At 72.3% G+C, this 19352-nt stretch carries 21 protein-coding genes and 1 tRNA gene; 14 read left to right on the top strand and 8 right to left on the bottom strand.

Annotation, left to right across the window (positions count from 1 at the left end):
* The first annotated feature begins 42 nt into the window (after positions 1-42).
* Together JSY13_RS08985 and JSY13_RS08980 are read left to right on the top strand one after the other, a co-directional pair.
* The gene (locus JSY13_RS08985) at positions 43-1158 is read left to right on the top strand and encodes a substrate-binding domain-containing protein (protein ID WP_259606365.1); all 1116 of its coding nucleotides are present in this window, start codon (positions 43-45) and stop codon (positions 1156-1158) included.
* Between the two features lie 195 nt (positions 1159-1353).
* Positions 1354-2310, top strand: a complete 957-nt coding sequence (locus JSY13_RS08980) for a ferredoxin family protein (RefSeq protein ID WP_259606364.1) — start codon at positions 1354-1356, stop codon at positions 2308-2310.
* On the opposite strand, the gene JSY13_RS08975 is transcribed toward JSY13_RS08980, so the two are convergent.
* Positions 2241-3098, bottom strand: coding sequence for an ABC transporter ATP-binding protein (locus tag JSY13_RS08975; protein ID WP_259606363.1), 858 nt, complete (start codon positions 3096-3098; stop codon positions 2241-2243). The genes JSY13_RS08980 and JSY13_RS08975 overlap by 70 nt on opposite strands.
* Complete coding sequence (locus JSY13_RS08970) at positions 3095-3232, bottom strand: hypothetical protein (RefSeq protein ID WP_259606362.1); 138 nt, start codon at positions 3230-3232, stop codon at positions 3095-3097. Before JSY13_RS08970 ends, JSY13_RS08975 begins: the two co-directional genes overlap by 4 nt.
* Before the next feature lie 105 nt (positions 3233-3337).
* Here JSY13_RS08970 and JSY13_RS08965 point away from each other — a divergent pair, with 105 nt between their 5' ends.
* On the top strand, positions 3338-5158 hold the full coding sequence (locus JSY13_RS08965; protein ID WP_259606361.1) for an ABC-F family ATP-binding cassette domain-containing protein: 1821 nt from the start codon (positions 3338-3340) through the stop codon (positions 5156-5158).
* Positions 5159-5257: 99 nt separating this feature from the next.
* Here JSY13_RS08965 and JSY13_RS08960 read toward each other — a convergent pair whose 3' ends face one another.
* The gene (locus JSY13_RS08960; RefSeq protein ID WP_259606360.1) at positions 5258-5431 is read right to left on the bottom strand and encodes a hypothetical protein; all 174 of its coding nucleotides are present in this window, start codon (positions 5429-5431) and stop codon (positions 5258-5260) included.
* A 29-nt stretch (positions 5432-5460) separates the two neighbouring features.
* Between JSY13_RS08960 and JSY13_RS08955 the strand changes: the two genes are divergently transcribed.
* Positions 5461-5580, top strand: a complete 120-nt coding sequence (locus JSY13_RS08955; RefSeq protein ID WP_259606359.1) for a ribosomal protein bL36 — start codon at positions 5461-5463, stop codon at positions 5578-5580.
* Positions 5581-5587: 7 nt separating this feature from the next.
* Here JSY13_RS08955 and JSY13_RS08950 read toward each other — a convergent pair whose 3' ends face one another.
* Positions 5588-5995, bottom strand: coding sequence for a beta C-S lyase family protein (locus tag JSY13_RS08950; RefSeq protein ID WP_259606358.1), 408 nt, complete (start codon positions 5993-5995; stop codon positions 5588-5590).
* A gap of 346 nt (positions 5996-6341) precedes the next feature.
* Here JSY13_RS08950 and JSY13_RS08945 point away from each other — a divergent pair, with 346 nt between their 5' ends.
* The 3 genes from JSY13_RS08945 (at position 6342) to JSY13_RS08935 (ending at position 9038) form a co-directional block, all read left to right on the top strand.
* Positions 6342-7247, top strand: coding sequence for a MetQ/NlpA family ABC transporter substrate-binding protein (locus JSY13_RS08945; protein WP_259606357.1), 906 nt, complete (start codon positions 6342-6344; stop codon positions 7245-7247).
* A gap of 76 nt (positions 7248-7323) precedes the next feature.
* A complete protein-coding gene (locus JSY13_RS08940; protein ID WP_259606356.1) occupies positions 7324-8379 on the top strand; it encodes a methionine ABC transporter ATP-binding protein in 1056 nt (351 codons plus the stop codon).
* On the top strand, positions 8379-9038 hold the full coding sequence (locus tag JSY13_RS08935) for a methionine ABC transporter permease (RefSeq protein WP_259606355.1): 660 nt from the start codon (positions 8379-8381) through the stop codon (positions 9036-9038). The genes JSY13_RS08940 and JSY13_RS08935 overlap by 1 nt, the downstream gene beginning before the upstream one ends.
* 26 nt (positions 9039-9064) lie before the next feature.
* Here JSY13_RS08935 and JSY13_RS08930 read toward each other — a convergent pair whose 3' ends face one another.
* Genes JSY13_RS08930 through JSY13_RS08920 form a run of 3 tightly spaced genes read right to left on the bottom strand, consistent with a single transcriptional unit; the run spans position 9065 to position 10948 of the window.
* A complete protein-coding gene (locus JSY13_RS08930; RefSeq protein WP_259606354.1) occupies positions 9065-10009 on the bottom strand; it encodes a pseudouridine synthase in 945 nt (314 codons plus the stop codon).
* 5 nt (positions 10010-10014) lie between these two features.
* On the bottom strand, positions 10015-10521 hold the full coding sequence (locus tag JSY13_RS08925) for a MarR family winged helix-turn-helix transcriptional regulator (protein WP_259606353.1): 507 nt from the start codon (positions 10519-10521) through the stop codon (positions 10015-10017).
* A gap of 7 nt (positions 10522-10528) precedes the next feature.
* Positions 10529-10948 carry an FCD domain-containing protein gene (locus tag JSY13_RS08920; RefSeq protein WP_259606352.1) on the bottom strand — a complete coding sequence of 140 codons (420 nt, stop codon included), beginning with the start codon at positions 10946-10948 and terminating at the stop codon, positions 10529-10531.
* On the opposite strand from JSY13_RS08920, the gene JSY13_RS08915 reads away from it, so the two are divergent.
* From JSY13_RS08915 to JSY13_RS08885, 7 genes are all read left to right on the top strand, one after another.
* Positions 10947-12161 carry a gluconokinase gene (locus JSY13_RS08915; RefSeq protein ID WP_259606351.1) on the top strand — a complete coding sequence of 405 codons (1215 nt, stop codon included), beginning with the start codon at positions 10947-10949 and terminating at the stop codon, positions 12159-12161. The genes JSY13_RS08920 and JSY13_RS08915 overlap by 2 nt on opposite strands.
* Positions 12162-12256: 95 nt before the next feature.
* A tRNA-Gln gene (locus JSY13_RS08910) sits at positions 12257-12328 on the top strand.
* Between the two features lies 1 nt (position 12329).
* On the top strand, positions 12330-13760 hold the full coding sequence (glmU, locus tag JSY13_RS08905; protein WP_259606350.1) for a bifunctional UDP-N-acetylglucosamine diphosphorylase/glucosamine-1-phosphate N-acetyltransferase GlmU: 1431 nt from the start codon (positions 12330-12332) through the stop codon (positions 13758-13760).
* A 9-nt stretch (positions 13761-13769) separates the two neighbouring features.
* Positions 13770-14804: a ribose-phosphate diphosphokinase gene (locus tag JSY13_RS08900; RefSeq protein ID WP_259606349.1), complete on the top strand. Its 1035-nt coding sequence runs from the start codon at positions 13770-13772 to the stop codon at positions 14802-14804.
* A gap of 35 nt (positions 14805-14839) precedes the next feature.
* A complete protein-coding gene (locus JSY13_RS08895) occupies positions 14840-15268 on the top strand; it encodes an FMN-binding protein (RefSeq protein ID WP_259606348.1) in 429 nt (142 codons plus the stop codon).
* Entirely contained in the window at positions 15265-16149 is an 885-nt protein-coding gene (locus JSY13_RS08890; RefSeq protein WP_259606347.1) for an FAD:protein FMN transferase, read from the top strand. Before JSY13_RS08895 ends, JSY13_RS08890 begins: the two co-directional genes overlap by 4 nt.
* A gap of 70 nt (positions 16150-16219) precedes the next feature.
* Positions 16220-17788, top strand: a complete 1569-nt coding sequence (locus JSY13_RS08885; RefSeq protein ID WP_432806406.1) for an FAD-dependent oxidoreductase — start codon at positions 16220-16222, stop codon at positions 17786-17788.
* Here JSY13_RS08885 and JSY13_RS08880 read toward each other — a convergent pair.
* A complete protein-coding gene (locus JSY13_RS08880) occupies positions 17782-19344 on the bottom strand; it encodes a sensor histidine kinase (RefSeq protein WP_259608184.1) in 1563 nt (520 codons plus the stop codon). The genes JSY13_RS08885 and JSY13_RS08880 overlap by 7 nt on opposite strands.
* Between the last annotated feature and the right edge of the window lie 8 nt (positions 19345-19352).

Here is a 19352-nt window from a genome sequence, read left to right as displayed (position 1 = left end):
GCTCGCGCGGAGCATCCGTCTGACACCAGAGAAAGAGATCGCATGAAGAAGATGATCGTCACGGCGACAGCGCTTGTCGCAGCGGCAGCCCTCACCCTCACCGGATGCTCCTCGGAGCGCGGCGGCGCGCCCGCCGGCGGGTCCGGCGAGGAGCCGGCCGGCTTCGAGGAGGGCGCCACCATCGGCGTCGCCCTGCCCGACAAGACCAGCGAGAACTGGGTGCTCGCCGGCAAGCTCTTCGAGGAGGGCCTGGCGGATGCCGGCTTCAAGGCGAACGTCCAGTACGCGCCCGCCTCGAACACGGTCGCCGAGCAGCAGAACCAGATCCAGGCCATGGTCACCGGCGGTGCCAAGGTCATCGTCATCGGCGCGAAGGACGGCAAGCAGCTGTCCACGCAGGTGCAGGCCGCCAGGGACGCCGGCGCGTACGTCATCGCGTACGACCGGCTGATCGAGAACACCGAGGCGGTGGACTACTACGTCGCCTTCGACAACTTCAAGGTCGGCCAACTGCAGGGCCAGGCGCTCCTCGACGGCCTCGCCGAGCGCGCCGGTCACGAGGCGCCGTACAACATCGAGCTGTTCTCCGGTTCGCCGGACGACGCCAACTCGGCGGTCTTCTTCAACGGCGCGATGGACGTGCTGCAGCCGAAGATCGACGACGGCACGCTGAAGGTGCTGTCGGGCCAGACCGAGATCGCGCAGACCGCGACCGAGGGCTGGAAGGCGGAGAACGCCCAGCGCCGGATGGACTCGATCCTCACCTCCGCCTACGGCTCCGCCGAGCTGGACGGCGTCCTCTCGCCCAACGACACCCTCGCGCGCGCCATCATCACCGCGGCGCAGCAGGCGGGCAAGAAGGTGCCGGTCGTCACCGGTCAGGACTCCGAGGTCGAGTCGGTGAAGTCGATCATGGAGGGCGTCCAGTACTCCACCATCAACAAGGACACCCAGCTGCTGGTGGAGCAGACCATCAAGATGGTCGGCCAGCTGCAGAAGGGCGAGGAGGTCGACGTCAACGACACCGAGCAGTACGACAACGGCGTCAAGGTCGTCCCGGCGTACCTGCTCGAGCCGGTGATCGTCACGAAGGAGAACGCCGCCGAGGCGTACAAGAACGTGCCGAGCCTGCTCGAGATCGTCGAGTCCTACCAGTGATCGCGCACATCGCCTGATCGCGCCTGATCGCGCACACGGGCCGCTCCGGATGCTCCGGGGCGGCCCGTCCGCGTCCGCGGGGGCCCGGTGCCTGCCGTACCCCGGTGCCTGCCGTACCCCGGTGCCTGCCGTACCCTGGTGCCTGCCGTACCCTGGTGCCTGCCGTACCCTGGTGCCTGCCGTACCCTGGCAGGGATGGAAGAGGGTCCCGCCGAGCGCGCCGACTGGTGCGCCTCGATCCGCGCCGCGCGCGCGGAGGCGATCTGGGCGTCGGCGCCGGCACTGATCGCGAACTGGCTGCTCGTCGAGCATCCGGGCCCGTGGCCGATCCGCGGCCTGCCGGACGACCTCCCGCCGGCCGTGCGGGGTGTGCTGGAGCGCGCCGAGGACCGCGGGGTGCGCCTGCAGCTGATCCGCCGGGTCCGCGACCGCCGGCCGGACCTGCGCACCGTGGTGGTCGCGGGGCGGGGCGCGGACGGATGCTGGGCCGAGCAGCGCCGCGTGCGGGAGCTCGAGGAGCTCTGCGCTCTCGACCTCGACGCGCTGGCCGCCGGCCGCCCGCCCGGGTTCGGCGCCCCCGTCGACCCTGACGAGCCGCTCGTGCTGGTGTGCACGCACGGACGGCGGGACGTGTGCTGCGCCCGCCTCGGCCGCCCGGTCGCGGTCGCCCTGGACGCGCGGCTGCCCGGCCGGGTCTGGGAGACCACCCACGTCGGCGGCGACCGGTTCGCGGCGAACACGGTCACCCTGCCCGGCGGCGGATACCACGGCGGGCTCACGGCGGAGGATGTCGACCGCCTGGTTCCCGCCCTCGACGGCGGCAGGGTGCTGCTGGAGCGCTGGCGCGGCGCGTGCGGCATCCCGGGGGAGCAGCAGGCCGCCGACTACGCCGTCCGGCACCTGCTCGGCGAGACCCGCCTCCACGCCGTGCGGTGCGTGTCCGCGCAGGCGGGCACGGACGCCGAGAGCCGCGTGCGGCTCGCCGTCGGTGACCGCGAGTTCCTGGTGTCGCTGCGGCGGGTGGTGCAGGAGCCGCGGCGGACCTCGTGCGCGGACGGCGGCACGATCAGCGCACCGGCGGGTTACGAGGTGATCTCGCTGGACGAGGTCACCGATGCCGCGGCACGGGCATCCGCCGCCGGCGTGGCCTGAGCGGGCAGTCCCAGCGGCAGCACGTGCGGCGTTCCGCCGTCGGGGTCGTCGACGAGCGCGGCGCGGATGCCGAACACCTCGTGCAGGATCGCAGGGGTGACGACCTCGGACGGGGGCCCGGCGTGCACCACGCGGCCGTCGCGCATTGCCACGATCCGGTCCGCGTACCGCGCGGCGAGGGAGATGTCGTGCAGCACCATCACCACGGTGTGCCCGTGACCGCGGTTCAGCCGGCGCACCAGCTCGAGCACCTCCAGCTGGTGGGCCACATCCAGGTATGTGGTCGGCTCGTCGAGCAGCATGGTGTCGGTCTGCTGCGCGAGCGTCATCGAGATCCAGGCGCGCTGGCGCTGACCGCCGGAGAGCTCGTCGACCAGCCGGTCCTCCTGCCCGTCGAGGCCGGTGGCGGCCAGCGCCTCCCGCACGATGCGCTCGTCCTGCGGCGTGAACCGCCCGTACCAGTTCTGGTGCGGATGCCGCCCGCGGGCCACCAGCTCCAGCACGGTGAGCCCGCCCGGGGCGCTGGGCGCCTGGGGGAGCAGCGACACCCGGCGGGCCAGATCCCGGCGGCCGAACCCGGCGAGCGGCGCACCGTCGAGGAGCACCTCGCCGCCCCGTGCCGGGAGCAGGCGGGCGAGCCCGCGCAGCAGCGTGGACTTGCCGCATCCGTTCGGCCCGATGATCGCGGTGACGTCGCCCGCCGGGATCGCGAGATCGAGATCCGCGACCACGCTGCGGCCGTCGTAGGCGAGGGAGAGGCCGACGGCCTCCAGGCGGGTCGGGGTCATGTCGTCGTCCTCCGTCGGGTGCGGATGATGAGCCAGATGAAGTAGGGCACGCCCACGATCGCCGTGCCGATCCCGGCCGGCAGCGGGATGACGAACAGGTGAGCCATCACCATGTCCGCGACGAGGACGAGCACGCGACCCGCACGAGGACTGATCCCAGCGCGAAGGGCCCGCCTCCGCTCCGACCGGGCGGGAGCGGGCCCTTCGCACATCCTCCCGTCGCCTAGCCTTGAGGGGACATGGCACATCTTCTGGGAGCCGAGGGGCTCCACCTCGAGTTCCCCACCCGCGTCGTCTTCGACTCCGTGACCGTCGGCGTCGAGGAGGGCGACCGGATCGGCATCGTCGGCCGCAACGGCGACGGCAAGTCGAGCCTGCTCGCGATGCTGGCCGGACGTCTCGAGCCGGATGCCGGGCGCGTCACGGTCCGCGGTGGGACGACCATCGGCGTTCTCGACCAGGCGGACACCCTGCACGATGAGCTCACCGTCGGCGCGGCCGTCGTCGGCGACACACCGGAGCACGAGTGGGCCGGCGACGCGCGCGTGCGCGACGTCATCTCCGGTCTCCTCTCCGACCTGGACTGGGATGCCCCGGTGGCGGCGCTCAGCGGCGGTCAGCGTCGCCGCGTGGCGCTCGCCGCGCTGCTGGCCGGCGACTGGGACGTGATCGCCCTGGACGAGCCGACGAACCACCTCGACGTCGAGGCGATCACCTGGCTGGCCGAGCATCTGAAGACCCGCTGGGCGCGTAACGCGGGCGCGCTGCTGGTCGTCACCCATGACCGCTGGTTCCTCGACGAGGTATGCACGGCGACCTGGGAGGTGCACGACCGGATCGTGGAGCCGTTCGAAGGCGGCTACGCGGCCTACATCCTGCAGCGTGTCGAACGCGACCGGATGGCGGCGGCGACCGAGGCGAAGCGGCAGAACCTGGCCCGCAAGGAGCTCGCGTGGCTGCGCCGCGGGGCGCCCGCCCGCACCAGCAAGCCCAAGTTCCGCATCGACGCGGCGAACGCGCTGATCGCCGACGTGCCGCCGGTGCGCGACAGCGTGTCGCTGCAGTCGCTCGCGGTCGCCCGACTCGGCAAGGACGTCGTCGATCTGCTCGACGCCGGGGTGGCCTACGGGGACCGGGAGGTCCTGCGCGACGTCGAGTGGCGGATCGCACCGGGGGAGCGCACCGGCATCCTCGGCGTGAACGGCGCCGGGAAGTCGACGCTGCTCGGCCTCGTCACCGGCACCGTGCAGCCCACCAGCGGACGGGTCAAGCGCGGCAAGACCGTCCAGGTGCGCACGCTCACGCAGCGCCTGGACGAGCTGGAGGAGGTGTGGGACGAGCCGGTGCGCACGGTCGTCGGCCGCCTGCGCACCTCCTACACCTTCGGCGCCGGCTCGAAGGCGCAGGAGCTCACCCCGGGCCAGCTCCTCGAGCGCCTCGGGTTCTCCTCGGCGCAGCTGTCCACGCCGGTGAAGGACCTCTCCGGCGGGCAGCAGCGCCGGATGCAGCTGCTGCTGGTGCTGCTCGACCAGCCGAACGTGCTCATCCTGGACGAGCCGACGAACGACATGGACACCGACATGCTCGCCGCCATCGAGGATCTGCTCGACTCCTGGCCGGGCACGCTGATCGTGGTGTCCCACGACCGCTACTTCCTGGAACGCGTCACCGACCAGCAGTACGCGATCCTCCCCGGCCCCGACGGGGTGGGGCGGCTGCGGCACCTCCCGGGTGGGGTGGACGAGTACCTGCGTCTGCGGGCTCTGGAGGTGCGCTCCTCGGGAGAGCAGCGCGGCGACCAGATCACGAGCGCCGAGTCGCAGCCGCGCCCCGGACTGGAGGGCGCCGCCCGACGCACGGCCGAAAAGGAGCTCGCCGCGCTGGAGCGGCGGATGCAGAAGCTGAACGACCAGATCGACCGGGCCAAGCACGCGCTCGCCGACCACGACCAGTCCGACTACGCGGGGCTCGGCGAGAAGATGAAGGCGATCCAGGCGCAGCAGGACGAGGTCGAGGAGCTCGAGCTGCGCTGGTTCGAGCTCACCGAGAAGCTCGGTTGAGCAGGGTCGTCTTTCCAGCGCCCAGCGGCCCCGCCAGCCCGATCACGGGCACCTGCGACGCGCCGGATGGACTCTCGGCCGCCGAGCGCGGTGACAGGATCAGTCGGCTCGATCCGGCACGACGTGCCAGGCCGGGAACGGGTCGGGATAGGTGCACCACTCGCGCGGTCCCGCCGCGAGCTCGGCATCGTCGAGCGCGGCCCCGTCGAGGGCGGCGAGCAGCGCCGGCGCGTCGATGTCGAGGCCGATGAAGCCGATGTCCTGACCGAACAATGATAACCATTCTCAATAAGGAGTGCGGCATGAAGGTCCGAGCCTCGATCAAGTCCCTGAAGAACCAGCCCGGCGCTCAGGTCGTGCGCCGCCGCGGGGTGTACGTGATCAACAAGCTGAACCCCCGGTTCAAGGGGCGGCAGGGCTGACGGCCGCTCAGCGGCTGACCGCAGCGGCGCCGGCCGCCGCGTGCGCACGCATCGCGGCGCCCATCCGCGCGATCGCCTCGCGCAGCACCGGCCGGGGCATCGCGAAGATGAACCGCGCGCACCCGGCGCCGGCCGCCCCGCAGGCGACCCCGTCGGTGAGGCCGACGCCGGCGTGACGGCGGAAGAACGCGGCCGGCTCGTCCACGCCGGTGTCGGTGAAGTCCAGCCAGCCGACGTAGGTGCCCTCCGGCACGGTGACGGTCACGCCGGGCAGATGCTCGGCCACCAGCCGCACCAGCTCGTCGCGGTTGCCCTGCAGATACGCCACCACCTCGTCGAGCCAGGGCTGCCCGTCGCGGTACGCGGCGGTGTTCGCGACGACGCCGAGGTTCGCGGTGCCGTGCCCGATCCACATCCCGCGCGCGCAGCCGGTCGGCGGTGACCGCCTTCAGCTCCTCCCACATCCGCGGCGGTGCGTAGCCGAAGGCGCCGTCGTCCACGGCCCGGTGCAGCGCCTCGGAGACCGGCGGCGCCACGCCGAAGTCCATCTCGGCCACCCAGGCGCCGATCGGCGCCTCCGGATCCGACCATTTCAGTCCGCCGCGGGCATGCAGCTGCTCGACCGTCAGGGCATCCGTCGTCTGCGCGAGAGTCACGCTGCTCACGTTACCGGCGGCGGATGACGTTCTGTGACGAGGGGATTCCCGGCCGCGCCCGTTCCCCGCCTAACATGACGGAGTCCCCCAAGAGAGGAACCACGCATGTCCCGTCGCACAACGTCCGCCCTCGCCGCGCTCGCCGCGGTGCCGCTCGTCGTCGCCCTCGCCGGCTGCGCCTCGTCGCCGGCGTCCGAGGGCTCCGGATCCGAGGAGAACCCGGTCGTGAAGATCGGCGTCGTGGGCAAGAGCGATCCGCAGTGGCCAGCCTTCGTCGAGGCCGCCGAGGAGGAGGGCATCACCGTCGAGCTGGTCGACTTCGCCTCCTACGAGCAGCCCAACCCCGCCCTGGTCGAGGGCGAGCTGGATCTCAACCAGTTCCAGCACATCGTGTACCTGGCCGGGTTCAACGTCGCCTCCGGCGAGGACCTGGTGCCGATCGGCTCGACCGCGATCTACCCGCTCGGGCTGTACTCGCAGAAGTACGACGACGTGAAGGACATCAAGGAGGGCGAGACCGTCCTGGTCCCGGACGACGCCTCCAACCAGGCGCGCGCCCTGCTCGTGCTGCAGTCCGCCGGGCTGATCGAGCTCAAAAGCGGCGGCACGATCTTCTCCGATCTCGCCGACATCGACAAGGAGGCCTCGAAGGTCGAGGTCACCGCGCTCGAGGCGGCGCTCATCCCGAACTCGCTTCCGGATGCCGCGGCCGCGATCATCAACAACGACTTCGTCGCCCAGGCCGGCCTGAGCTTCGACGACGCGATCGCGCAGGACGACCCGGAGGACCCGAACGCCCTCCCGTACATCAACATCTTCGCCGCGCGCGCCGAGGACAAGGACAACGAGACCTACCTCAAGCTCGTCGAGATCTTCCAGAACGACCCCGAGGTGCAGAAGGGCCTCGCCGAGGCATCCGGTGACACGGCGGTGCTGGTGAAGACGCCGGTCGCCGACCTGGAGGAGTCGCTGAAGAAGGTGGAGGAGGACACGAAGGCCCACGAGGGCTGAACGCGTCCGCAATGAGAGAATCGGGCGGCGCGGATCTTCGCGCCGCCCGTTCCGCCGTCCAGCATCCGGAGTCGCCATGGCCATCGTGAGTCTCACCGACGTCACGAAGACGTACCCGCCCGCCGACCGCCACGGCGAGCCGATCACGGCCGTCGACGGGGTGAGCCTCGACATCGAGCCGGGCGACGTGTTCGGCATCATCGGGTACTCCGGGGCCGGCAAGTCCACCCTGGTGCGGCTCATCAACGCGCTCGAGCCCGCCACGAGCGGCTCGATCCTCGTCGACGGCGTCGACATCACCCGGCTGCCCGAGCGCGAGCTGCGCTCCGTCCGCGGCGGCATCGGCATGATCTTCCAGCAGTTCAACCTGTTCTCGTCGAAGAGCGTGCACGCCAACATCGCCTACCCGCTCAAGCTCGCCGGGTGGTCCCGCGCAGACATCGACGCGCGGGTGGCAGAGCTGCTGCAGTTCGTCGGCCTCGCCGACAAGGCCAGGGCGTACCCCGAGCAGCTCTCCGGCGGTCAGAAGCAGCGCGTCGGCATCGCCCGCGCCCTCGCCACCCGCCCCGCGATCCTGCTCGCCGACGAGGCGACCAGCGCGCTCGACCCGCAGACCACGCACGAGGTGCTGGCGCTGCTCAAGCGCGTGAACGAGGAGCAGGGCGTCACGATCGTGGTGATCACGCACGAGATGGACGTCATCCAGACCATCGCGACGAAGGTGGCGGTGATGGAGCGCGGACGGGTGATCGAGCAGGGCGACGTCTTCGAGGTGTTCTCCAACCCGCAGAACCCCGCCTCGCAGCGATTCGTCGGCACGGTGATCAAGGGCATCCCCTCGCCCGCGGAGACGGCGGCGCTGCGCGAGCGGCACCGCGGCCGCCTGGTGACCTTCTCGTTCCGCGACGGCGACTCGTCGCAGGGGCAGGTGTTCCTCGACCTCGCACAGGCCGGTCTCGAGTTCGAGCTCGTCTACGGCGGGATCAACGACATCCGCGGCCGCGCCTTCGGGCACCTCACGCTCGCGATCCGGGGTGCGGATGCCGCGATCGACGCGGCTCTGGACACGATCCGCACGCACGCCAAGGTCACCGAGATCGCGGATGCCGTCGAGACGGAGGGGGGCCGCTGATGGAACGCCTCAACGAGCTGTGGCCCGAGTTCTGGGCGGCCGCGGTCGAGACCCTCTACATGACGGTGTACGCGCTGCTGCTCAGCGGCGTGCTCGGCACGATCATCGGCATCGGGCTGTACGTCACCCGGCCGGGCGGGATCATGCCGAACCGGGTGCTCAACGCGGTGATCGGGATGCTGGTGAACTTCTTCCGGCCGATTCCGTTCGTGATCTTCCTCGCCGTGCTGCAGCCGGTCACTCGCGCCGTGATCGGCACCGGCATCGGCATCAACGCGGGCGCCTTTGCGATCGGGGTGGCCGCGTCCTTCGCGATCGGGCGGATCGTCGAGCAGCACCTCGTCTCGGTCTCCCCGGGCGTCATCGAGGCGGCCCGCGCGATGGGGGCGGGGCCGTGGCGGATCCTGTTCACCGTCGCGATCCCGGAGTCGCTGGGTCCGCTCGTGCTGGGGTACACGTTCATCGTCGTCGCCCTGATCGACATGACGGCGATGGCGGGCATGATCGGCGGCGGCGGGCTCGGCGCGTTCGCGCAGATCTACGGATTCCGCCGCTTCGAGCCGGTCGTGATGTGGGCGGCGATCATCCTCATCGTGGTGTTCGTGCACCTGGTGCAGTCGCTCGGCACCCGGCTGGCGCGGGCGATCATGCGGCGTTAGGGCTCCGCGCCGTCGGCGGTGCTCGCTCAACGACCGCGAGGAGGAGCGTCCTGGAGGGTGCGTTCGGAGCGGAAGGCGCGCGGCTCGCCGCTGAGCGGATCGGTGAAGCGCAGCTCCCGGGCCAGCAGCTGCAGCGGCCGGGTGAAGTCGTCGGGCGTCTCCGGGAGCAGCTCCGGGTAGAACCCGTCGTTGCGGATGCCGGCGCCGAGGGCGGCCAGGTGCACGCGCAGCTGGTGCATCCGGCCGGAGTGCGGGCGCAGCCGGGTGTGCAGCACCCGGTCGTCGAAGCCGATCAACTCGATCAGCGTCTCCGCGTTCGGCTCCCGCTCCGGGTCGACCCGCACGCACACGTTGCCGCGCAGCTTCTCGATGTGGTTGCGGTACACGATCGGAAACGGCCGCCCGTCCAGGGCGGGGGAGCCCGGATCCCATCCGGTGGGGAGCGCGGACACCGCCTCGTACACTTTCTCCACCTCGCGGCGCTCGAACAGCAGCTGATACGCGCCGCGCGTCTCCGGGCGCGCCGAGAACATCAGCAGTCCCGCCGTGGCGCGGTCCAGGCGGTGGATGGGCGTGAGGTCCGGATTTCCGAGGCGGTTGCGCAGCCGCACCAGCGCCGAGTTCTGCAGGAACTTGCCGCCGGGCGTGGTCGGCAGGAAGTGCGGCTTGTCGGCGACGACGAGATCGCGGTCGGCGTGCAGCACCTCGACCTCGAACGGGATCTCCCGCTCCACCGGCGGCTCGCGGTAGTACCAGACGAACTCGTGCGCGCCGAGCGGCGTCTCGCGGGTCAGCGCCGTGCCGTCGCGCGCGACGATCTCCCCGCGGTCGAACCGCCGCAGCAGCCGTTCGGGATCCAGGTGGAAGAAGCGCTCCGCCATGTACGCCCCGATCGTCGGCCACGGACCCGACATCGGCAGGTGCAGCCGGGTGGCGCCAACGCCGTCGCGGACGGGCAGGGGTGAGGGCATGCCCATCAGGCGTCGAAGCCCAGGCTGAGCTTGCGCAGCAGCCCTGCCAGGCGCTCGCGGTCGGCGCGGGGGAGTGCGCGCAGCAGCTCCGCCTCGGCATCCACCAGGCGGGTGATCGCGGCGTCCACGCGGATCCGGCCGTCGTCGGTGAGGGTGACCAGCACGCTGCGCCCGTCGTCCGGGTCGGCCTCGCGGCGCACCAGCCGCCGCCCGACGAGCCGGTCGATGCGGTTGGTCATGGTGCCGCTGGAGACCAGCGTCTGCTGCAGCAGCTGCTTGGGGGAGAGCTGGAACGGCGCGCCGGTGCGGCGCAGCGCCGACAGCACGTCCCACTCCCAGGGCTCGAGGTCGCTGCGGCGGAAGACGTCCTTCCGGGCCCGGTCGAGATGCCGGGAGAGCCGGTCCACGCGGGAGAGCACCTCGAGCGGCGAGAAGTCGAGGTCGGGGCGCTGGCGTCCCCAGGCGGCGACGATGCGGTCGACCTCGTCGCCCGCCGTCTCCGTTCCGCTCATCAGACCATCATCCCACCGGCGGCGCAGGACGCGGCGCCAGCTCGCCGAGCACCCCGAGCAGGTGCGAGCGGGACTGCCGCTCGGCGGCATCCGCATCCCCGGCCGCGATGTCCAGCGCCAGCCGGAGGTGGTCCTCGAGGGTCCCCGGCGCGGGCACCGGCGGATGCAGGCCCAGGCGGGTGCGTCCGGCGAGCACCTCCCGCACCGGAACCCGGAGCGTCGCCAGCAGCGGGTTGCCGGATGCGGTGAGCAGCAGCTCGTGGAAGGCGATGTCGGCCTGCAGGTAGGCGTCGTCCGCGGCGAGCCCCCGGCGGCCGAGCTCGCCCATCTCCTCGGCGAGCCGGCGCAGCTCGGCGCGCTGCTGCGGCGTCGCCCGGCGGGCGGCCAGGCGCGCGGCCATCGGCTCGACGGCGACCCGCAGCTCCATGAGCGACTCCAGCTGCTCCTGGCGGTGCCGGCCGCGGGCGTCCGCCCACGGCCTCGCCCTGCACCGCCGCACCGGCACCCCGGTGCATCCGATGTCGCCGCTGACGAAGCTGATCTGGTTCCGCGAGCAGGAGCCGCGCATCCGTCAGGAGTCGGCGATCTGGGCCAGCGTGAAGGACTGGGTGCTGTTGCGGATGTGCGGCGCGCTGGTGATCGACCACTCCCTCGCCTCCTGCTCCGGGCTGATGGACATCCATCGGCTGGAGTGGGACGAGGAGGCCCTGTCGCTGGCCGGCATCCGCGCGGAGCAGCTGCCCGAACTGGTGTCGACGACCACGGTGCTCGACGGTCTCACCGAGGAGGGCGCCGCCGCGACCGGCCTGCCGCTGTCCACCCGCGTGGTCGTCGGCGCCGGCGACGGACCGCTCGCGAACCTCGGCGTGGGCGCCGTGCAGCCCGGGGTGGCCGCCTGCTCGATCGGCACCAGCGGCGCGTTGCGGGTGGCCGTCGACCGGCCGGCCGTGGACCCGCGCGGCGGCGTGTTCTGCTACGCCCTCACCGAGGACCGCTGGGTGATCGGCGGCGCCATCAACAACGGCGGAGTGACGTTGGAGTGGGCGCGCAACGAGATCGCCGAGCCCGGCCTTGACACCGCGGAGATGCTCGACCGGGCGGGGCGGATCCCGGCCGGGTCGGGCGGACTGCTCCTGCTGCCCTACCTGCTCAGCGAGCGGGCGCCGCACTGGAGCAGCATCGCCAGCGGCGCCTACATCGGGCTCACCCGCGCGCACACCAGGGACCACATGGTCCGCGCGGCGGTGGAGGGGGTGGCGCTGCAGCTCGCCCTCGTGCTGCAGTCCATGCGCGCGGCCGGGCTGGAGATCGGGGAGATCCGAGCCACCGGCGGGGTGATGCGGCATCCGCTCTGGCAGCAGACCCTGGCCGACGCCTTCGGGGCGCCGATCGGGCTGCTGGAGGGGCAGGAGGGCTCCGGCTTCGGCGCCGCCCTGCTCGGGATGCAGGCGCTGGGGCTGATCGAGTCGATCGACGTCGCCGCGCGGCTGCAGCCCGTGGAGCGCACGGTGCGGCCGCGTCCGGCGGAGTCCGCGGTGTACTCCTCACTGCTGCCGGTGTTCGACGAGCTCTACGACGCGCTGCTGCCCACCTACCACCGGCTCCGGCGGCTCGCGCCCTCGCTGCCCGCGGTCCGCTGACGGCCAGGATCCGGAGCGGACAGCCCGGCGCGGCATGGCAGACTTGTCAGGCGGCCCGACGCACCGACCCGCGGGGACGAGCGCGGCGGCCGCGGTCCGCCGTGGTGTAGTGGCAGCACGACAGCCTTTGGAGCTGTGAGGTCCAGGTTCGAGTCCTGGCGGCGGAGCATGACGCAGAACAACCTCGCCATCATCGTCCTGGCCGCCGGCCAGGGCACCCGGATGAAGTCCCGGCGCCCCAAGGTGCTGCACGAGATCGGCGGACGCCCGCTGGTCGGGCACGTCCTCACCACGGCGCGCTCGCTCGGCGCCGACCACATCGAGGTCGTGGTCCGGCACGAGCGGGACCAGGTCGTCGCCGTGCTCGCCGAGCAGTACCCGGATGCCGTGGTCGTCGACCAGGACGACATCCCCGGCACCGGACGCGCCGTCCAGGTGGCCATCGACGCGCTGCCCGGCGACTTCGATGGCGACGTGCTCGTGCTCTCCGGCGACGTGCCGCTGCTGGAGACCCGCACCCTTGAGGCGCTGGTGTCCGCGCATCGCGAGGCCGCCGCCGCGGCCACGCTGCTGAGCGCCCACCTGGACGACCCCACCGGCTACGGCCGCGTGATCCGCAACGCGGACGGCGTCGTCGAGCGCATCGTGGAGCAGAAGGACGCCACCCCCGACGAGGCCGCGATCACCGAGATCAACGCCGGGGTGTACGTGTTCCGCGCCGCGCCGCTGCGCAGCCACCTCACCCGCATCGACCGCGACAACGCGCAGGGCGAGCTGTACCTGACCGACGTGATCGGCCTGCTGCGCGCCGCCTCCGAGACCGTGGCCGCCCAGGTCGCCGACGACGTCGCCAGCACCTTCGGCGTGAACGATCGCGTGCAGCTGGCCGAGGCCGGCCGGGTGCTCAACGACCGGATCGTGCGCCGCTGGCAGCGCGAGGGGGTCACCATCGTCGACCCCGCGACCACTTGGATCGACGACGACGCGAAGCTCGCGCCGGACGTGACCGTCCTCCCCAACACGCACATCCTGCGCGCCACCGTCATCGCCGAGGGAGCCACGATCGGCCCGGACACCACCCTCGTGGACTGCGAGGTCGGCGAGGACGCCGTCGTCCGGCGCACCGACGCGCAGCTGGCGGTCATCGGCGCGGGGGCCACGGTCGGGCCGTTCTCCTACCTCCGCCCCGGCACCGTCCTCGGCGCGGGCGGCAAGATCGGCGCCTACGTGGAGACGAAGAACGCGCAGATCGGCGAGGGCAGCAAGGTGCCGCACCTGTCCTACGTCGGCGACGCCACCATCGGCCGCGGGGTCAACCTCGGCGCGAGCACCATCACCGCGAACTACGACGACGTCCGCAAGCACCGCACCGAGATCGGCGACGAGGTGCACACCGGCTCGCACACGGTGCTCGTCGCTCCCGTTAGGCTGGGTGCTGGTGCGAAGACCGGTGCTGGAGCCGTCGTCCGCAAGGACGTCCCCGCCGGAGCCCTGGCCATGAGCGTGGCCCCCCAGCGCAACATCGAGGGGTGGGTCGAGAAGAACAGAGCAGGCACGGGTGCGGCGGATGCCGCGGCCCGGGAACGATCGGCGGAATAGGCGGGTCCGATGGGGCGCAAGAAGAAGACCACCGAACTGGATCGGGACAACGGCATCGCGCCGGGCCTGATCGCCAAGACGAAGAAGCGTCTCGTCGTCGCCGGCGGGCGTTCGCATCCGGAGCTGACGAAGGCGGTCGCCCAGGCGCTCGGCACCGAGATCGCCCCCGTCGAGCACCGCACCTTCGCCTCCGGTGAGATCTACGCCCGGTTCGAGGTCTCCATCCGCGGCTGCGACCTGTTCATCGTGCAGTCGTTCGGCGAGCCGGTGAACGAGTGGCTGATGGAGACGCTGATCATGCTCGACGCCGCCAAGCGCGCCTCGGCCAAGCGGATCACCGTCGTCGCCCCGTACTACCCGTACTCCCGTCAGGACAAGAAGGGCCGCGGCAGGGAGCCGATCAGCGCGCGCCTGGTCGCCGACCTGCTCAAGACCGCCGGCGCCGACCGGGTGATGAGCGTCGACCTGCACGCCGCGCAGATCCAGGGGTTCTTCGACGGACCCGTCGACCACCTGTTCGCCAAGCCGGTGCTGCTCGAGCACTTCGAGACGTCGCTGTCGGACGAGGACCGGGAGACCCTCACTATCGTCTCCCCGGACATGGGCCGCGTGCGCGTCGCCGACACCTGGTCGGACAGCCTCGGGGCGCCGCTGGCGATCATCCACAAGCGCCGCGACCCGAAGGTGGCCAACCAGGTCACCGTGCACGAGATCGTCGGCACCGTGGAGGGTCGCACCTGCCTGCTCGTGGACGACATGATCGACACCGGCGGCACCATCGTCAAGGCCGCCCAGGCGCTGAAGGCGAACGGCGCCCGCAAGGTGATCGTGGCGGCCACGCACGCGATCTTCAGCGACCCGGCATCCGAGCGCCTGCAGGACGAGGCGATCGACCACGTCGTCGTCACCGACACCATCCCGCTCACCGAGTCGCGCCGCTGGGACACCCTGACGATCCTGCCGATCGCGCCGCTGCTGGCCACCGCGATCCGCCAGGTGTTCGAGGACGGCTCGGTGACGAGCATGTTCGGCGGCGACGCGTAGAGCGCGCTCATAGCCGGATCACGGATGCTGGAGCCATGACGCACTCCGCGGCCCGCACCGGTACCGCTCTCGCCGGCCTGGCCGGCGCCCTGCTCCTGGCCGGATGCTCCGGCGCCGCCGACGCCGAGGCCCCCGCCGACTCCGGCGCGGACACCGCGGGGTCGGCGGGCTACGCCGACGGCACGTACACGGCCGAGGGCTCGTACCAGACGCCGGAGACCGTGGAGACGGTCACCGTCACCCTGACCCTGAAGGACGGCGTCGTCACGGACGTCGAGATGACTGGCGACCCGCAGGCGCCGGAGACGGAGCGCTTCCAGGGCCAGTTCATCGACGGCATCGCCGCCGAGGTGGAGGGGCGCCCTGTCGACGAGCTGCAGGTCGATCGCGTCGCCGGCTCGTCGCTCACCAGCAGCGGGTTCAATCAGGCGGTGGAGAAGATCAAGGAGCAGGCGGCCGAGTGAGCCGCGGCGCCGCGAGCGTCTGGCGCTTCGACGCGATCGGCACACGCTGGGAGATCGAGTCCGCGACCGCGCTGACGGAGCGGCAGCGCGAGCGCGTCCGCGCGGTCGTGGACCGGTTCGACGCGGAGTGGTCCCGCTTCCGCGACGACTCCGTCGTGCGCCGGCTCGGCGCGCGCGGCGGCAGCGCCCCGGCGCCGGCGGATGCCGCCGACATGCTCGCGGTGTACCGGGAGCTCTCGGCCGCGACCGGGGGAGCGGTGAACCCGCTGGTCGGTGGCAGCCTGGAGGCGGCCGGCTACGACGCCGCGCTGACGCTGCGGCCCGGCGCGCCCGTCCCGGCGCCGGCGGACTGGGAGCGGATGCTGGAGTGCACGGCATCCGTCCTGACCCTGCGCGCACCGGCGACGATCGATGTCGGCGCGCTCGGCAAGGGCCGCCTCGTCGACCTCGTAGCCGCCGTCCTGCACGACGTGCCGGGACGTCTCGTGGTGGACGCGAGCGGCGACCTGGCTGTGCGCGGCGGCGGCATCCGCGTCGGGCTCGAGCACCCGTACCACCCCTCCCGCGCGATCGGGGTCGTGGAGGTCGCCGACGCCGCGCTGTGCGCGTCGGCGACGAACCGCCGCTCGTGGGGCGCCGGTCTGCACCATGTGCTCGACGCCCGCACCGGGGCGCCGGTGCGGACGTGGGTGGCGACGTGGGCGCTCGCCCCGGACGCCATGCATGCGGATGCCGCGGCGACGGCGCTCTTCTTCGACGGCGGACCGCGGCTCGCCGACCGCTGGGGCGTGCACTGGGTGCGGATGAGCACCGACGGCCGCGCCGAGCGCTCGCACGGATTCCCGGGCGAGCTCTTCACGCTGACAGGTCCCGGTCGGTGAGCGCCCTCCGGCAGGCTCAGGGACCGCAGCGACGGGGCGAAACGCCCCGCAGATGAGGAAGAGTAGAACCGTGCTCACGTCATTCACCGCGCTCCGCCAGCGCGTGCTGGCCGTCCTCGGCGCCATCTCGATGTACCGGCTGGTGCTGTTCGCCCTGATCGCCCTCGCCGCCGTCGCCGTGCTGCTCTCGCTCGCCGGTCTCGTCGGCCCCTCCCCGCTGGAGCTGCTGGTCTCCTTCGCGGTGCTCGCCGCCGCGACATCGGCGGTCGACGCCGCCGCGCAGCGGCTGCTGCACCTGCCCTGGCGCATCGAGTCGTCGCTGGTCACCGCCCTCATCCTGCTGTTCGTGCTGCAGCCCTCGATCAGCCCGGGCGGCCTCGCCGGCCTCGCGATCGCGGGAGCCCTCGCGAGCCTGTCGAAGTACCTGATCGCGTGGCGCGGCCGGCACATCCTCAATCCGGCCGCCTTCGGCGCCGCCGTGGTCACGATCGCCGGCGGGCTCGGCGCGGGTTGGCTGGGCACGTTCTCCTCGTGGTGGGTCGGCACGCCCGCGATGGCTGTTCCGGTCGCGCTGCTCGGGCTGGCCGTGCTGTGGCGCACCGAGAAGGTGCGCCTCGTGCTGGTGTTCCTCGTGGTCGCCGTCGCCGTCACCGTGCTGCGGCAGGCGGTGCAGGCGCAGGCCGCCGAGCTGTCGTTCGCCGCGACGGATGCCGTGCTCTTCGCGCTGACGCAGTCGCCCCTGCTGTACCTCGGGGCCTTCATGCTCTCCGAGCCGCTCACCCTGCCGCCGCGCCGCTGGCAGCAGTTCTGCGTCGCCGCCCTCGTCGGGGTCCTCGCCGGCTGGCCGCTCTCCGTCGCCGGGCTGTTCACGCTCGGTCAGGAGCGCGCCCTGCTCATCGGCAACCTGCTCGCCTTCGCGTTCGCGCTGCGGGGCTCGGTGCGCCTGGTGCTGGAGAGCCGGCGGTTCGTCACCCCCACCGCGCAGGAGCTGACGTTCCGGACGCGCAGCCGGCTGCGGTTCGTGCCGGGGCAGTATCTCGAGCTCGACGTCCCGCACCGGCATCCGGACGTGCGCGGCACGCGCCGCGAGTTCAGCATCGTCTCCGCGCCGGCCGACCTGCCGACCCTGCGCATCGCGTACAAGGAGGGCGACCGCAAGCATCCGTCCAGCTACAAGCGTGCGCTCGCGGCCGCGCAGCCGGGCGCCGTGCTCGCCGTCACCGGCACCTGGGGGGACTTCGTGCTGCCGCGCGGGGACGCCCCGGTGCTCATGGTGGCGGCGGGGATCGGCGTGACGCCCTTCGTCTCGCAGCTGCGGCAGCTGCAGGCGACCGGCCGGCAGCGCGACATGGTGCTGGTGTACGTCGCCTCGGAGGCCGCTGAGCTCGCCTTCCGCGACGAGCTGGAGCAGACCGGGGCGCGCGTGATCGTGTTCACCCGCGACGAGCCGGCGGACCTCCCGCCGCACTGGACGTGGGCGCAGGGCGTGCGGCTGGACGCCGCCGGACTCGAGCGGGTCGTCCCGGATCTGGCGTCGCGGCACGCCTTCATCTCCGGCCCGCCGCGGCTCATCGCCGACCTCGCCCCCGCCCTGCAGAAGGCGCGGTCGCTGACGACGGACGCCTTCGCCGGCTACTGACCGGATGCCTCGACGGATGCCGCGAGCGGCAGCCGCACGATGAACGTGGTGTCGCCGGGGGAGCTCTCCACCGCGATCGTGCCGCCGTGCCCCTCCACGATCGCCTTCGCGATCGCGAGCCCGAGACCGGTTCCGCCGGTCTGCCGGGCGCGGGACACGTCGCCGCGGGCGAAGCGGGAGAACAGTTCGTCGCGCACCCCCGGATCGATGCCAGGGCCGTCGTCGTGCACGCGCAGCTCGGCGGCATCCGGTCCGGCGTGGACGCGGAGGGTGATCGTGGTGCCGGCCGGGGTGTGCGTGCGCGCGTTGGCGAGCAGGTTCGCGATCACCTGGTGCAGCCGGCCGGCGTCGCCGGTGACGAGCACCGGCTCCTCCGGCACGTCCAGCTGCCAGACGTGGTCGGGCGCGGTGGGGCGCGCATCCGTCAGCCCCTCGACGGCGAGCCGGGTGAGATCGACCGTGCCGTGCACGAGCTCTCGGCCCTCGTCCAGCCGGGCCAGCAGCAGCAGATCCTCCACCAGCCGCGTCATCCGGATCGACTGCGCCTGGATCCGCTCCAGCGCCGATGTCGTGCTCTCCAGGGCATCCGCACCGCCCGTATCCGCACCCCGGGTCTGCGGAGCCTGAGCCTGTCGACCCTGAGCCTGCGGATCCTGAGCCTGCGGAGCCTGAGCCTGCGGAGCCTGAGCCTGTCGACCCTGAGCCTGTCGAAGGGTCCGCAGCGACAGCTCCGAGTACCCGCGGATGGATGCCAGCGGCGTGCGCAGCTCGTGACTGGCATCCGCCACGAAGCGCCGCATCCGCTCCTCGTTGCGCTGCCGTGCCGCCAGCGACGCGTCCACGTGATCGAGCAGCGTGTTCAGCGCCGCACCCACCCGCCCGATCTCGGTGCGCGGATCCGCCTCGGCATCCGGCACCCGCTCCGTGATGGACACCTCGCCGCGGTCCAGCGGCTGGGCGGACACCCGGGTCGCCGTCGCGGCGGCCGCGCGCAGCGGGCGCAGGCTGACGCTGATCGTGAGCGCGGTGGTCAGCGCGAGCAGGATGAGCCCGCCCAGCGTGGCCAGCGCGATCACCGTGAACAGCGAGGTCATCGTGTTCTGGATCTCCGCGCGGGAGAGCCCGGTCATCACCAGCGTGCCGCCCTGGGTCTTGGTCACCAGCACCCGGAACGAGCCCGCGTGCTCGAGGGAGACGGTGGTGGTGCCGGCGTCCTTCACGGCGGAGGTGAGCGCGAACAGGTCGGACTGGCTCAGCGTGCGCTGGTCGTCCGGCGTCAGGATCGCCCCGCTCGGGCGCCCGCCGGGGGGCGCGATGGCCAGCAGCAGGTCCGGACCGCCCTGCAGCTGCCGGCCCTCCAGCACGTAGTCGATCGTCAGCTCCTCGCGCGCGATCGATGCGAAGGTCGCCCGCTGCGCGACCAGTCCGGTCGTGGTGACGGCGGTGTCGCGCAGCTGCTCCTCCAGTCGCGACTCGAGCGTGGTGCCCAGCGTGGCGCTGGTGATGACGGCGACGACGACGAGGATCAGCGACACGAAGCCGATCACCGCGGCCATCAGCCGCG

Origin of the sequence: Microbacterium neungamense (assembly GCF_024971095.1) — a bacterium.
GTDB classification, from domain to species: domain Bacteria; phylum Actinomycetota; class Actinomycetes; order Actinomycetales; family Microbacteriaceae; genus Microbacterium; species Microbacterium neungamense.
Note: the sequence above shows the minus strand (reverse complement) of the source record. Positions and strands in the feature narration are given on the sequence as shown.

What these genes read in the sequence shown, in the direction of transcription:
- JSY13_RS08985 (WP_259606365.1), top strand. Translation starts at nt 43, where the DNA reads ATGAAGAAGATGATCGTCACGGCGACAGCGCTTGTCGCAGCGGCAGCC.
- JSY13_RS08980 (WP_259606364.1), top strand. Translation starts at nt 1,354, where the DNA reads ATGGAAGAGGGTCCCGCCGAGCGCGCCGACTGGTGCGCCTCGATCCGC.
- JSY13_RS08975 (WP_259606363.1), bottom strand. Translation starts at nt 3,098, where the DNA reads ATGACCCCGACCCGCCTGGAGGCCGTCGGCCTCTCCCTCGCCTACGAC.
- JSY13_RS08965 (WP_259606361.1), top strand. Translation starts at nt 3,338, where the DNA reads ATGGCACATCTTCTGGGAGCCGAGGGGCTCCACCTCGAGTTCCCCACC.
- JSY13_RS08955 (WP_259606359.1), top strand. Translation starts at nt 5,461, where the DNA reads ATGAAGGTCCGAGCCTCGATCAAGTCCCTGAAGAACCAGCCCGGCGCT.
- JSY13_RS08950 (WP_259606358.1), bottom strand. Translation starts at nt 5,995, where the DNA reads ATGTGGATCGGGCACGGCACCGCGAACCTCGGCGTCGTCGCGAACACC.
- JSY13_RS08945 (WP_259606357.1), top strand. Translation starts at nt 6,342, where the DNA reads ATGTCCCGTCGCACAACGTCCGCCCTCGCCGCGCTCGCCGCGGTGCCG.
- JSY13_RS08940 (WP_259606356.1), top strand. Translation starts at nt 7,324, where the DNA reads ATGGCCATCGTGAGTCTCACCGACGTCACGAAGACGTACCCGCCCGCC.
- JSY13_RS08935 (WP_259606355.1), top strand. Translation starts at nt 8,379, where the DNA reads ATGGAACGCCTCAACGAGCTGTGGCCCGAGTTCTGGGCGGCCGCGGTC.
- JSY13_RS08930 (WP_259606354.1), bottom strand. Translation starts at nt 10,009, where the DNA reads ATGCCCTCACCCCTGCCCGTCCGCGACGGCGTTGGCGCCACCCGGCTG.
- JSY13_RS08925 (WP_259606353.1), bottom strand. Translation starts at nt 10,521, where the DNA reads ATGAGCGGAACGGAGACGGCGGGCGACGAGGTCGACCGCATCGTCGCC.
- JSY13_RS08915 (WP_259606351.1), top strand. Translation starts at nt 10,947, where the DNA reads ATGAGCGACTCCAGCTGCTCCTGGCGGTGCCGGCCGCGGGCGTCCGCC.
- JSY13_RS08920 (WP_259606352.1), bottom strand. Translation starts at nt 10,948, where the DNA reads ATGGAGCTGCGGGTCGCCGTCGAGCCGATGGCCGCGCGCCTGGCCGCC.
- glmU (WP_259606350.1), top strand. Translation starts at nt 12,330, where the DNA reads ATGACGCAGAACAACCTCGCCATCATCGTCCTGGCCGCCGGCCAGGGC.
- JSY13_RS08900 (WP_259606349.1), top strand. Translation starts at nt 13,770, where the DNA reads ATGGGGCGCAAGAAGAAGACCACCGAACTGGATCGGGACAACGGCATC.
- JSY13_RS08895 (WP_259606348.1), top strand. Translation starts at nt 14,840, where the DNA reads ATGACGCACTCCGCGGCCCGCACCGGTACCGCTCTCGCCGGCCTGGCC.
- JSY13_RS08880 (WP_259608184.1), bottom strand. Translation starts at nt 19,344, where the DNA reads ATGGCCGCGGTGATCGGCTTCGTGTCGCTGATCCTCGTCGTCGTCGCC.